This is a genomic window from Faecalicatena orotica (assembly GCF_003149245.1).
In the GTDB taxonomy this organism is placed as follows: domain Bacteria; phylum Bacillota; class Clostridia; order Lachnospirales; family Lachnospiraceae; genus Faecalicatena_A; species Faecalicatena_A orotica.
In genome coordinates this window covers 46906-60234 of sequence record NZ_QGDL01000007.1, presented here as the reverse complement: position 1 = coordinate 60234, position 13329 = coordinate 46906, and the positions used below count along the sequence as shown (strand labels likewise).

The following is a 13329-nucleotide window of genomic DNA, read 5'->3' as shown; positions in this document are numbered from 1 at the left end:
TTTTTATTTCCTTTCCCCATCGATCGCAAATGTAATTGGCTGAAATACTTCTGCTTCATCTATCTTATACGCTTTTTCCCCGGTTACCTGATATACTTCCACACAATTACTGTCTGTACAGCTTACAAGTAAATAGTCTCCAATAAATTTTAAATCTCTTGGCGTTTTACCACAAGAAAATTCATACTTAATATCTGGTATGCCATCGTCACATATCTCTGAAACAACAATTACATTTTTTCCTCTCAATGCCGTACATAAAAGTTTCTCATCTTCCCGAATCGCATGACCGCCACTGAAAACTTCCTTTTCATCCGTCATTTTGATTTCTTTTATTATTGCAAACTCTTTTGTGTCTAAAACAATAATTTCATTTGTAAGTTCTGTGTTAAGATATGCTTTCTGATGGTGCTGTGAAAAAGCCAGCAGACGAATATTCTTCTCTGCATATTGGGGAAAATTAATTACATCTTCTATTTCCAGACCTTCATCTTTATATACATAAATCTGCTGTAAACTATTTTCTACAGATATGCATCTTCCATCTTCCATGTGGTGAATGAAGTGTGATTTTCCCGCCTTCTCATATCCCTCCCTTTTATGTACAACTGTTTTTCGGATTTGATCTGCTGTTAAATCATAAAAACTATCTGCTCCGCTTTCATAACTGGCAAGCAGGAATCCTCCTTCTGCCGGAGAGGCAAAGCTATAAAATAAATCTGTCGCGACTTCCCGCATTTTTATGCCGTTTTTTCCATAGAAATCCAATGTTGTTTTCTCCGGTCCCTTTACTGAAACAATCAATTGATCTGGTAAATCAATTACCATATTTGCTTTTCCATTTAAGGGGTAAGTGCTTTCTTTCCGGATGCTTCCATTCACTCTGTTAAATACTAATCTCACAATACCTTTATCTTTTTGTTCCGCATTTCCATATGCAGTCAGATAAAGCGCCATCTGCTCCCTTTCCATTATATTCCTCTCATTATATATCTTTTATGAATTCACCCATGCATTCTTTATAACGGGCAATTGTTTTGTCACACCATTCATCAAATTGCGGATCTGTAACTTTAAGCTGTGGATTTTCATCCATATAATCCAGAAACATTTTAAGACCTGTGCGAATGTCTATCTTTGGAGAATATTCCGGACAAAATTGCTTTGCTTTTGAAATGTCAAACAAACATGAAAAATGCTTGTCCCCATGAATAGAGCCTTTCCAGCCATATACTTTAGATTCATCCAAAAGATATGTGCTAATATATACTGGTTTATATTCGACACCAAGTAAGTCAGCCAGATTCTGATAAATCATGTCCCAGGTCATGGGCTCTGGATTCATCACCTGAAATATCTCTCCAATTGCTTCTTTCCGGCCTACCAAAGGACAAAACAAAGGTGCAAAGTCTTCTGCATGAGTACTCGCCCACAGCCCCTGTCCATCTCCGTGAATAATGACCTCTTTTCCCTGCAGCATACGCTCAACCACACTCCAGCATGACTTTCCCTTAATGCTGAGAGGAATTCTGTTTTTGGAATATGTTTGAGTAGGCCTTACAATTGTAACAGGGAAACCTCTTTTACACTCATCCAAAAAATATTTTTCTACAGCTTCTTTGTTCTGGCCGTAATCATAGTACTGGTTTCCATATGGCATAGACTCGTCTACCAGACAGTTAAAACGATGATCCAGTGCATCTACAGTACTGATTAAAATAAACTGCCTTGTATGATTTTTAAAAATATCTGTGCTGTTTCGGGCATCTTCTAAATTCATAATAATAAAGTCTATTACTGAATCAAAAGACATGTCCTTTATTTGTTCCTTTACATCATCCGGATTTGCTTTTATGTCAGCTTTGATGTATTTTACGGTATTGGGCAGTCCATTCGATGCCCCTGTTCTTGTAAGAAGGTACAATTCTACTTCTTTATCTTTTGCCAGCATTTTGGCAACCGGTTCCGATATAGTTCCTGTTCCGCCAACAATAAGTACTTTTTTCATTTCAATTACCTCTTTCTATTAATTTTATTTTTCACATTATGACTAAATTAATCACAGGAAAATTTAATTCCGGCCCCTTTTCTGGCATCTTCCATCACCTGCATGACTTCAATGACTTTATCCATCATTGCATAACATACATCATATTCATCTTTCTCTACAATTGGCAGGATTCTCTCATATACATTCACAAAGGGTTCACCCAGAGGCGCTTTGTCCAGACATACTGGGTCTGCCCCGTTTAATGTAAGTTCAATCTTGTGACATTCTCCCGGATGGGAATGCATCACAATACAGCCCTTATCTCCCTGTACCATGCAGCATCCCGGGGACGCCGAGTCTTTAGCCGAAGTACATACAGCTTTAAAGCTGCCGTAATCCATAACCAATATTCCAGATGTATCAATGCCGTTATATCCTATATTCGGGAAGTAAGCTGTCTTTTCCGGTACACCGGCAAGTCCCATAACCCAATGAATGCTATACACACCAATATCATATAAAGCGCCACCATCCAAAAGTGGATTAAATACCGGCAGTACTGTTCCATTTAGATAACCAGCATATCTGCGGGAATACTGTGAGAAATTACACTGGATCAGCTTAATGTCCCCAACCTCCGGTAATCTGTTCTTAATTTCATCATAGTTATCCGAATACCAGGGCAGAATTGATTCAAACACATATACATGATTTTCTCTGGCTGCATCCAGAAGTTCTTTCGCCTGCTTTGCCGTTGACGTAAATGGTTTTTCACAAATAACACTTTTGCCCGCCTTGATTGCCTTCAGCGAATACTCGTAATGCAATGAATTGACAAGCCCAATATATACAAAATCAAAACTGTTATCTTTTAAGAACTCATCATAGTCTTCATAAATATCTTTAATGCTATAATCTCCTGCAATGTTTTCTGCCACATCACGCTCTGCATCACGACACCAAATGGCTTTCGCTTCTATGTTCCCGACCTCGTTCCATACGTTTTCCAGAACATAGCGAACTATCATTCCAGAACCTGCAATTCCAATTTTCAATTTTTTTCCTCCTAAAACCTGATGTATAATATATTTAGTTTCTGATCATCTTATATAACTCTTTAAATTCCTCATATAGTATTTTAAATGTTTCGGCGCTATTTAACTGATCTTCTGCATGAATCAGAAGCAGACTCTCCATTTGATTCCGGGGTACCATATTTTCCATACCTATCATTGAAAAATGGACACTGTGTGCCTGATCATACATCTTTGTAGCATTTTCATAAATCTCATTGGCTTTTTCAAACTTTCCTTCCCGGGAATACTGAATTGCCTTCACATATTCAGATTTTGCACTTCCTCCATTTGTGATCAATGCCATAACATTATCTTCAAATGTTTCTAGTCCTGTTTCTAAACTATTCTGCTTTTCCATACTATTAACCTTTCTTTTCTTCCAGGAGACGTAAACCAAATTTTACAACCCCTTCACCGTCCAGACGGCCATAAGACTGCATCGGAATAACCTCAATAACTTTATCCGGAAAAGCCGCCTGAAGTTTTTTCTTTTCGAATCTAATCTGAGGTCCCAGCATCACAATATCAAAATCCATTTCTGCGGACATAATCTGGGAGGTTGTAGCAGCCTTTACCTCCGCATCAACCCCTGCATTGGTTATGTAGCTTCTCATTTTTTGCATCAAAGCACTTGAAGACATCCCCTGTGAACAACAAACAATGATACGTACCATAACGTTTTCCTCCTTTAGTCAGCAGAATTTGATGCAACGTCTGCTTTATTAAGCTGTCTTTCGTACATTCTCACAAAGAGCAGCCAGATTAAAATATCACATACCAGACAGATAAGTTCCATAATTACGGCCCGAATGTCACCGTTACTTGCAATATATCCTTTGAAGAATGCCGGTGTAGACCATGTTATCACATTTGTAAACACTGACATAAAGCCTGCTGCTGTTGCCGCATATGCCAGAATGATATTAAATAACGGGCAAACAATAAATGGAATAATTAAAGTTGGGTTAAATACAATCGGAATACCAAATGATAATGGTTCATTAATATTAAATATATCCGCTATTGCAGAAAGTCTGCCCACTACCTTTAACTCTTTTCTCTTAGAAAGGAACATCAAAACAATTAATAATCCGAGGCAGGCGCCCGTACCTCCCATTTGTCCAAATGTTGTTACAAATGAATAATTGATTATCCTTCCCTGATCCATTGCCGTAACAAATGCGGTCTCAATAGGAGCCACGACGGCACCGGGATGAATCCCGAATGAGAACAGGATTGTCTGTACCAATGTGTAAATAATCGCACCGGGAAGTGTTGCTCCAACACTGACAAGAGGCTTCTGTAAGATATCACAAATCAATGCAATTGCTTCCATTCCTGTTGCAACTGATAATACAGTAGCAATCAATGAGTATAAACAAATTAGAATGATGATGATAATAACTGTATTGAATGAGTTTTTAACTGCTTCTGGAACGTTATCGCCTACATTAATTCTTAACTTCTTATTTTTTGACAGCTTTATAAACAACTCTGAAGATGTTAACCCGATGATCATTGCAAGTAATGCTCCCTGCGTGCCAAAATAATCATATCCGCCTGCTAATGGTACGAAAACAAAGAACAGCGACAGACTTGTAATTGACAGAATCAATGGATTGTAATACCCCCTCTGTTTTCCCATAAAATACGGGATCATGATTACCAGCATTAATGACATCAGACTAATGGTGCCGGTACTGATGCGGGTAAAAAATGTTCCGATGTTTGTCAGTGTTTCCGGATCCATAAATTTTCCGATTATACTTGTCTCAGTAAACAAAATTGCACCAAAGAAAGTTGATATTCCGGCAATTGCCAGAAATGGGATCATGGACATCAATGCATCTCTGATTGCCAGAAGATGGATTTCATTGCCGATCTTCCCCAATATGGGGTCTAGCTTTTCGAATATCTTATCTATTTTTTTCATTCTCTTCTCCTCCGAACCTTGCCGGTTCAAATTGATCTTACAATACTCATCAGGTTTTCATACGTTTGGCTTTTTACGATACTATCAATATTTTCCTTTGTTAATGCCAGCTTAAAGAAATCACTATAAAAGTTCTCCATATCATCCATATCATTCTGTGAAATCGAAATCAGGAAAACAACTTTAACTTTATCTGTTTTATTCCAATAAATAGGATTCTTTAAAATAGCAACACAGATTAATGTTTGGTCTGTAACTGTATGATGTGGGTGAGGTACAGCCACCTGTCCCCCCATTGCAGTTTGAAGCAGGCTCTCCCGTTTCATTACCAAATCATAAAAATCCTCTGGTACGTCTACTGCTTTTGCAATATGGTTACATATTTGCCTAATCACTTCCGATTTGTTTTCAGCCTCTACTTCTGTAAGAAACAACTTCTCTGAAAAATATTTTTCTATAATACTTGCAGGCTTTTGAAGTACGGTGCGTATGTCCCCCATTTCTGATTCATCCGGGAAATACTCTACCTTATAAATTGGTACGGGAAGACTTATATCTAATGGTACAGTTGAAAACACATAGTCAATTTTACTGAAATCATAGTCCCGCAGGTCAGAATAATCACATGTATATGCCTGTTCAATACAGTCTTTAAAAAGTTCCTGAAAACGGTATTTTAAAAACCGTGAGAAGACATTCCCTGCTGCACAAACCAGAAGAATATTTTTTCTATTGTCTACTTGCTTTTTATGTTTATCTATGGCCAGCTGCACTGCAATCGCAATGTAACCGAGTTCATCATCAGACATCATCCTGTCATAATGTTTTTTAATAATATGGTTCAAGCCCGAAGCAATGCTCCATGCAAACGGATATTTTTCTTTTACCTCCTCTAAAATCGGATTCTTAATCATGGTTCCATATAATAACCGCAGCCTTAAGGGGATAAGGTGTTTTACCAGCATCATATAGAAATCCAGATCTTTACGAAAATCCAGCCCATATGTTTTATAGATACTGTCTAAAATCTCCGTTACTAATAAATTAATTTCCTCATTAATTACCAGACTTCCATTATTTTCGTAGTATTTTTTATCCATTATATTTAACGCTATGTAATTTATCTCATCCTCTGGAAATAGAAGCTGGTATTCTTCTTCCAAAGCTTTCACACACTCTTTTGCCGTTTGAATATCGTGCCTCAATTGCGAGTGCATACTGATTTCGAATCTGGCCGGATCCATTTCTACTAATTTTCCCTTTTTCACTCTGTCCACAGTAATTTGAAGACTGATTAAGAATGAAGTTAAAGCCATTTCTGACATTTTTACCTCGTTCTTTTTGAATACTTTATCTACCGCCTCTATAATATTCTTGTCTATAGCAGTAAAATCATTCTCACCCGCCATTGAAGAAAGGCACCTTCGGATATCATACTCCTTTCCATCAACCCGCATGCCATAGTGCGGTTTTCTTATTATGTTAAGATCAAATTCATGTAAATAATGTTCCGCCTCTTTTAAAGATTTACTGACTCCTTTCTGCGATATATATAACATATCAGCCAGTTCTTCTACCTTGAGGTACTCTTCTGTATCAATAAATAATCGGATTAAAAATTCAGACCTATTCTCTGTGTTTGCTGCATCTATGATCTGATTAACCTCCAGAAATTTTTCAAACGCAGCATTTTTATGCACAATTAAAGAATATCCCTTTCCTGGTTTTGCTGTAATCTCAGCCCCATTCAGCACAATCTCATCATTGAGCAGTGCTATCATTTTTCGGGCCGTTTTATTACTGACACCCAAAATCCCCTCTACTTCCCTGCTTGTTATACAAGGCTTTTTCAGCATTTTATTTAAAACCCTAAGTTCCTTTTTGGATGCCATTTGTAAGCCTCCCCATCTTTAATCCTATGTTATTAGTACTAATAAACTTCTTCCACTAAAAAGTACGATCGTAATATCCTTTGTGTTACTTATATTATATTCGTTTCCTCCTTTTGTTTCAATTTCGTTTTTTACCGTTATAAATGCGGTAAGAAACATCGCTGCTGATTAATTATCCTGTAAGTACAATAGTTATTTTGTTTTATGGTAACGGTTTACCAGAAGCAAGATATAAATCAAACCAATCCTGCCTGGTTAATGTAAAATTAAGTGCGTCAAGAGAATCTTTTAAATGTTCCGGATTCGTTGTGCCAATCGTCGGAATAATCCCTGCCGGATGTTTAAGAAGCCATGCAACTGCAAGGGCATTTTTATTAGTATGGTACTTTATACAAAGATCATCCATTACCTGATTCAGTTTCTCATAACCCGGATTATCAATAAATATCCCCTTATCTCCCTGTACAACACTGTATGCCTCAATTCTGATATCATTTAAACGGCAATAATCCAAAAGTCCCATATCATAATTCACTGCATATTCAGATCTTGTATTAACATTAACTTCAGAATCTATCATCAATGAATGTACAATAGAAAACTGCAGTTGGTTAAATGCAATTGGCCTCTTACAGTGCTTCTGAATTACAGCTGCCTGTAAAGATGTAAAATTCGAAACCCCAAAATTATGAACTTTTCCCTCCCCATAAAGCTGTTCAAATGCCTTACCAATCTCCGCCGGATCATAAAGTGGATCTGGTTTGTGAAGTAAAAGGACATCAAGATAATCTGTATTCAGACGTTTTAAAGAAGCATTGACACTAGCCAGAATATATTCTTTCGATACATTATAATTCTTTTCTTCATCCGTAGATACTACGGCACATTTAGTCTGAAGTATCATCTTCTCTCTGATTGCAGGATTCTTTTTAATGACCTCTCCTATCAGTTCCTCCGCCAAACCATGTCCATAAATATCTGCCGTATCAATCAAATTAATTCCTAGATCAAGTGCACACTTAATCAAGTTTTCAACTTCTTCCACGTTTTTGCCAACATAAACTTTGTTACCATTTTCATCTATCTCTTTACGGACTATTCTCATTGTACCTAAACTAATCTGGGAAAACTGCCGGTCAGAGCCTTTTACTGTTACATACTTCATTTTTTATCCTCCTAAATAATTTCGCCGTCCGAAGCAATCACTTTTTTAAACCATTCAAAGCTTTGCTTTTTGCTTCGTTTATATGTCCCTCTTCCTTCATTATCGCGATCCACATATATTAATCCATACCGCTTCTCCATTTCACCTGTTGTGAAAGATACACAATCAATACAGCCCCATACTGTATATCCCAATAATGCAACCCCGTCTTCAAGAACAGCTTTTTTCATCTCTTTAATATGTGCCCGTAAATACTCAATGCGGTATTGGTCTTCCACCGTACCATCCGGCTTCATATAGTCAGCAGCGCCAAAACCATTCTCTACTATAAATAAAGGTTTTTCATACCTCTCGTACATCATATTTAATGCATATCTCAGTCCTTCCGGGTCAATCCCCCATCCCCAGTCTGAAAAATGGATAAAAGGGTTTTTAACAGAATGAGAATTCGTTGAGTCTACTGCTTTAGAAATATCTCTGCATGCAGTAGAATCTACCGTATTGCTCATATAATAGGATAATCCTATGTAATCGACACACCCTTCTTTAAGAATCTCAAGATCTTCCTGCGTTATATCAAGTTCATAGCCCTTTCTTTCAAACATCTTCTTTGCATAATTGGGATAGTGCCCACGGCACTGAACATCACAGAAAAACCATTTATCATGCATTGCCTGAACCTGTAATACCATATCCGCCGGTCTGCAGGAATATGGGTAAACCGGCACCATAGCAATCATATTGCCTATTTGAAACTCAGGGTTAATCTCATGGCCTGTTTTCACTGCCAGCGCACTTGCCACAAGTTCATAATGTGCGCATTGATACATGGCCTTTTCCGGATTTTCATATTCCTCAAAATGTACCCCCGAATTAGTCCATCCGAATATATCGTTCCTGTAATTCATCTGGTTATTTATCTCGTTAAAGGTCATCCAGTATTTCACTTTACCTTTATAACGTTCAAAGCATGTCCTTGCAAATTTTATAAAACAATCAATTGTCTTTCGATTCAAAAAACCACCGTATTCTTTTGCAAGGCAATATGGCATTTCAAAATGAGATAACGTGATTACCGGTTCGATATTATATTTTAGCAGTTCATCAAATACATCATCATAAAACTGAAGCCCCTCTTCATTTGGATACTTTTCAATACCTTTTGGAAAAATTCTGCTCCATGCTATGGATGTTCGAAAGCATCGGAAACCCAATTCGGCAAGCAATGCAATATCTTCTTTGTAATGTGAGTAAAAATCAATTCCCATATGGTTTGGATAATACTCCCCCTCAATCACCCCATCCGTAATTCTTCTGGGTCTCCCGGCACTTCCGGCGGTCATTACATCGGCAACGCTATACCCTTTCGAAGTATTTATTACACCGCCTTCAAACTGGTGTGCCGCCAGCGCCCCTCCCCACAAAAAATCTTTATTAAGCCTTGTCATCTGCCGCCCTCTATAACGCTTTCTATAAACCTTAATACGGGGGCATTATACTTAGGAGATGCGTAGAAATCAATTCCATGAATTCCATCTTCTACTATGTCCGTAACATGTTCTACCTTTTTTTCAGCCAAAGCCCTGTCGAACTCTTTTGTATATCTGTATGGGATGGTATCATCCTGTTTTCCATGCAGAAGATAAAACGGAGGTTCCTGTCCACTGATATTTTTTAAAACAGCATATTTCTCCATTTCCTTGAGCAGACTGTCTCCCTCCGCCCGGAAAGTAACACTGTCATTTTCATACCCGTCTACCATTACATGTTCATGATGTTCTTCCTTATACAGGTAAAAATCTTTCAAATCAATCGGTGCATAAAAGCTGACGATCCCTGCAGGTTTAAACTGTAACATATGGGAACAGCTCACCGTAATATCATCAGCAAGGTACGCACCATGACTCTCCCCCCATAAAACAATTTTTTTGTCATCAATTTCCGGACGTGCCGCCAGAAAGTTAAATGCTTCTATGCAATCCATACGAATTTCCGGATATGCTGCTTCATCATTGAAACGATAGTTAATACTGGCTACTGCATATCCATACAGAAGACAGTTTAAAACATTTGAAAGATGACGCTCTTTGCTGCTCTTAAAGAATGCACCGCCATGAATAAACACCACTAACGGGTACCTTTCCCTTTTTATAGTCGGAATGTATAAATCCAGTTTATTTTTTCCAGAGTGCGCAGCATACGGAATATCAAATTCTGCTGTTCCATCACCCCCAATATTGTATTGCTGATTGACTACTTCATATATCTTTAACTCCATTTTGTCCTCCTTGCTTTAATAGACCGAAGCATACATCTCTTTTAGTTCCTTCAGACCGATTCCCGTTCCTTTTGTTACACGCCCCTGCCTTACTAATTCTTCCGCAAGAAAATCGACGTCAGATTCACTCTCGGCCCCGATTTCACGCAGACTTGCAGGAAGACCTACACTCTTTATGAAGTCTTCCAGAGCCGTGATCCCTTTCATTCCGGCTTCGTAATCACTTAATCCAGTACAGTCAATGTGGAATACATTTTCTGCAAACTGCCTGTACTTTGCAGGATTAAGCCTGCACATATGCTTTCTGAACGGAGGTACCACTACTGCAAGTCCTGCCCCGTGGGCACAATTATATCTGGCACTTAAAATATGTTCCATCTTATGCTCAACACGTTCACCATGACCCTTTCCCATATCTGCAATTCCAAACAATGCCTGCTGGGCAGCCCACATCAGATTCGCCCTTGCCTCATAATTATCCGGTTCCTTAATTGCCCGCGGCAGTTCCGTAATAACAGCACGGATAACAGCCTCCTGCATTCCATCCTGAACAGGCATATACTGATCAGCCTCAGCAAAATAATGTTCAAAAACATGTGCGATCGTGTCAAACGCGCCGCTTGCTGTCTGGTAAGCATTCACCGTAAATGTTAATTGAGGATCACAAACTGCAAACTCCGGAAAACATGCAGGACCACCGTTTTTACCAATCTTTTCACAGGTATCAGGATTTGTAACTACAAAGTTCTGATTCGCTTCACTTCCGGTTCCAGCCAGTGTAACCACTGTTGCTACCGGGAGCATTGCCTCAGGGAGCTGATCATGATTCTTGAAAAAGTCCCAGACATCCCCATCATAGACAGCCCCTGCCCCGATCATCTTAGCACTGTCCATAACACTTCCACCGCCGACACCAAGAATGAACTCTACTTTCTCTTCGCGGCATTTTTGTATATATCTGCGTATAGTCTCAATCGTTGGATTAGGTTCGATCCCACCCATTTCAATTACATTTTTATCTCTGAGCTGCTCCATTACCTTGTCAAAGATTCCATTTTTTTTGATACTTCCGCCTCCATATAACAACATGATATTCTCTCCATAATTTTCTAACAGACTATGGATTTTCGCTATACTCTCTCTGCCAAAAATAATCCTTGTAGGATTGTAATATTCAAAATCTAACATACCTGTCCCCCTTTCAATTCATCGTTTTTTGTCTGGATAAACAATATTGTCCGGTCCAAAGTGCTGCAGTATTACCATTGGCTCTGTTTTGGAACGATTATGAATTTCTACACCCTTTTCTGCACGCTTTTTACACACAAAATACTCATCCGCTGTCTGTTCACCTACACGCATCATGTTCACTGACTCAGCATCAAATGAACCAAATGTGCCAAATCCCTGAATCAGGATACAGCCGTAAGCTGCTGCATCTTTTAATACAACTTTTGCGTCAGGCATCACTGTTACTTCTTTAGCCGTTATATAATCATTGCCATAACAAATCCACTTTTCTGTCAATCTGGCCTGTGTCTTCGGTAATTCCACTGGCGGCCTGAAATAATGCTCTTTGAAATTTTCATCATGATTTTTATCCCAGTCTATTGCATTCATGATATAATCCACTTTATTTTCTTCTTCCGGAGGACAAATATCGTACAAATATTTTTCATCAAATATTTCACCGCTTACGACATTTTCTAATACACAATTCAAATCTGTCCCCCACTGTGGCTCGTATGTTAAAAGAGAGCCCGGAGCATGGAGTACTCCGGCCGGAACATACCACCCTGCGCCGGCTTCGATATCATACGCTCTCGATAAATTTGTTATCTTTGTATCACAATCACTAAAATTCTCAATACAGCGTCTCACATCTTCCTTTGTTACTCCCAGATTAAATCCGAAATATGTAGAAGCCCTTTTTCCTTTATAATTATTAAGCTGCGGTGGAAAATAATAGCACTCTGGTTTTGCTTCACATCCAACCCTTGCTGCAATCTCCGTTTTGGGATGGAAATGAAAATATAATGGGGTTTCATAATCAAAAAACTTAGAAAATACCGGAAATGTTCCATATTTTTTTTGTAATTCCTCACCAATTAATTCTTCCCCCAGCTCCACAATCGCTTCTTTTAAAGTAAATTTTTCTCCATCCTCAGCTAAAACATAGCTTATTCCCTGACTCGGATTATCAGGATTTTTCACCCGTGTACCATTAACCGAGCAAAGCCAGCGTTCCATAATTGTTCCTGCTTTTAACCCAAAAGCATAATAATCATTTGGGTGAATCTTAAGCCTGCGCCCCGGCATACCAAACTTTATCGGAATAAAATTTGGTATCATGCGGAAAATACCGTTTCCGCTCTCAAAAGTATTATGGATAATCTTTCGCATATACGACCCCCTTTTTATTTTTTACTAATTTCCTATTAGTATATATGCATTATAACTTTTGTTTTTTTCATGTTCCATTTCGACTTTTACCATATTGGCTATGGTAAATTATGTTCCAGAATCTTTCCAACAAAAAGGACCGGTTATACAAACCAGTCCTTCCATACCATCTACTAATCTATTAAAATTGTGGTGCTATTGCGAATACTGCTTTTGCCGTACCGGCATAATAGTTAATAATCTTATAGTCTTCACCTTCCGGAATGAACATAAAATCACCCTGCTGCACAACATATGTCTCTTTCCTTTCTTTCAGGAAAAAGGTGAGCGTACCCTCTGCTATATAAAAAACTGCATCCCCTTTATGCCGGTCGTATTCCGTCTGCCAGGGTCCGGCTCCGCCTGAAAGAATTTTAATCGTACCAAACTGTACCAGATCATTGCTGCACCATATGGAGAGAAGTGCAGGCGTTCTTTTTCCACTAATCATCTTTAATCCGTTTTCATCGTTCAGTTTATAGAACAGTTTTGCCTCCCTGCCTTTTGTTCCTTCTACCGGATAGAATCCGATCTGATCTTTTACATCTTTCAC

The 13329-nt window shown here is 38.5% G+C and carries 13 protein-coding genes; all 13 read right to left on the bottom strand.

Features of this window, described 5'->3' with window-relative positions:
- Window positions 1–3: 3 nt before the first annotated feature.
- Window positions 4–828 carry a beta-propeller fold lactonase family protein gene (locus A8806_RS12060; RefSeq protein WP_181368687.1) on the bottom strand — a complete coding sequence of 275 codons (825 nt, stop codon included), beginning with the start codon at window positions 826–828 and terminating at the stop codon, window positions 4–6.
- 157 nt (window positions 829–985) lie between these two features.
- Window positions 986–2008 (bottom strand): NAD-dependent epimerase/dehydratase family protein, encoded by a 1023-nt coding sequence (locus A8806_RS12055; RefSeq protein ID WP_109731455.1) that lies wholly within the window; start codon window positions 2006–2008, stop codon window positions 986–988.
- Window positions 2009–2055: 47 nt separating this feature from the next.
- Window positions 2056–3045 (bottom strand): Gfo/Idh/MocA family protein, encoded by a 990-nt coding sequence (locus A8806_RS12050; RefSeq protein ID WP_109731454.1) that lies wholly within the window; start codon window positions 3043–3045, stop codon window positions 2056–2058.
- 34 nt (window positions 3046–3079) lie between these two features.
- Window positions 3080–3424: a PTS sugar transporter subunit IIA gene (locus tag A8806_RS12045; RefSeq protein ID WP_109731453.1), complete on the bottom strand. Its 345-nt coding sequence runs from the start codon at window positions 3422–3424 to the stop codon at window positions 3080–3082.
- Window positions 3425–3428: 4 nt separating this feature from the next.
- A complete protein-coding gene (locus A8806_RS12040; protein WP_109731452.1) occupies window positions 3429–3740 on the bottom strand; it encodes a PTS sugar transporter subunit IIB in 312 nt (103 codons plus the stop codon).
- A gap of 14 nt (window positions 3741–3754) precedes the next feature.
- The gene (locus tag A8806_RS12035) at window positions 3755–4999 is read right to left on the bottom strand and encodes a PTS sugar transporter subunit IIC (protein WP_109731451.1); all 1245 of its coding nucleotides are present in this window, start codon (window positions 4997–4999) and stop codon (window positions 3755–3757) included.
- Window positions 5000–5025: 26 nt separating this feature from the next.
- Complete coding sequence (locus A8806_RS12030; RefSeq protein ID WP_109731450.1) at window positions 5026–6891, bottom strand: BglG family transcription antiterminator; 1866 nt, start codon at window positions 6889–6891, stop codon at window positions 5026–5028.
- 202 nt (window positions 6892–7093) lie between these two features.
- Complete coding sequence (locus A8806_RS12025; protein WP_109731449.1) at window positions 7094–8056, bottom strand: aldo/keto reductase; 963 nt, start codon at window positions 8054–8056, stop codon at window positions 7094–7096.
- 11 nt (window positions 8057–8067) lie between these two features.
- On the bottom strand, window positions 8068–9504 hold the full coding sequence (locus A8806_RS12020) for a 6-phospho-beta-glucosidase (RefSeq protein WP_109731448.1): 1437 nt from the start codon (window positions 9502–9504) through the stop codon (window positions 8068–8070).
- Window positions 9501–10334: an alpha/beta hydrolase gene (locus A8806_RS12015; RefSeq protein ID WP_109731447.1), complete on the bottom strand. Its 834-nt coding sequence runs from the start codon at window positions 10332–10334 to the stop codon at window positions 9501–9503. The genes A8806_RS12020 and A8806_RS12015 overlap by 4 nt, the downstream gene beginning before the upstream one ends.
- Window positions 10335–10349: 15 nt before the next feature.
- Window positions 10350–11522, bottom strand: coding sequence for an iron-containing alcohol dehydrogenase (locus A8806_RS12010; RefSeq protein WP_109731446.1), 1173 nt, complete (start codon window positions 11520–11522; stop codon window positions 10350–10352).
- Between the two features lie 18 nt (window positions 11523–11540).
- Window positions 11541–12737: a cupin domain-containing protein gene (locus A8806_RS12005; protein WP_109731445.1), complete on the bottom strand. Its 1197-nt coding sequence runs from the start codon at window positions 12735–12737 to the stop codon at window positions 11541–11543.
- 181 nt (window positions 12738–12918) lie between these two features.
- Window positions 12919–13329, bottom strand: coding sequence for a cupin domain-containing protein (locus A8806_RS12000; RefSeq protein WP_109731444.1), 411 nt, complete (start codon window positions 13327–13329; stop codon window positions 12919–12921).

Excerpts from the sequence above, each read along its gene's own strand:
- A8806_RS12015 (WP_109731447.1), bottom strand. The coding sequence starts at position 10,334 with ATGGAGTTAAAGATATATGAAGTAGTCAATCAGCAATACAATATTGGG.
- A8806_RS12030 (WP_109731450.1), bottom strand. The coding sequence starts at position 6,891 with ATGGCATCCAAAAAGGAACTTAGGGTTTTAAATAAAATGCTGAAAAAG.
- A8806_RS12020 (WP_109731448.1), bottom strand. The coding sequence starts at position 9,504 with ATGACAAGGCTTAATAAAGATTTTTTGTGGGGAGGGGCGCTGGCGGCA.
- A8806_RS12060 (WP_181368687.1), bottom strand. The coding sequence starts at position 828 with ATGGTAATTGATTTACCAGATCAATTGATTGTTTCAGTAAAGGGACCG.
- A8806_RS12025 (WP_109731449.1), bottom strand. The coding sequence starts at position 8,056 with ATGAAGTATGTAACAGTAAAAGGCTCTGACCGGCAGTTTTCCCAGATT.
- A8806_RS12055 (WP_109731455.1), bottom strand. The coding sequence starts at position 2,008 with ATGAAAAAAGTACTTATTGTTGGCGGAACAGGAACTATATCGGAACCG.
- A8806_RS12045 (WP_109731453.1), bottom strand. The coding sequence starts at position 3,424 with ATGGAAAAGCAGAATAGTTTAGAAACAGGACTAGAAACATTTGAAGAT.
- A8806_RS12005 (WP_109731445.1), bottom strand. The coding sequence starts at position 12,737 with ATGCGAAAGATTATCCATAATACTTTTGAGAGCGGAAACGGTATTTTC.
- A8806_RS12040 (WP_109731452.1), bottom strand. The coding sequence starts at position 3,740 with ATGGTACGTATCATTGTTTGTTGTTCACAGGGGATGTCTTCAAGTGCT.
- A8806_RS12010 (WP_109731446.1), bottom strand. The coding sequence starts at position 11,522 with ATGTTAGATTTTGAATATTACAATCCTACAAGGATTATTTTTGGCAGA.
- A8806_RS12035 (WP_109731451.1), bottom strand. The coding sequence starts at position 4,999 with ATGAAAAAAATAGATAAGATATTCGAAAAGCTAGACCCCATATTGGGG.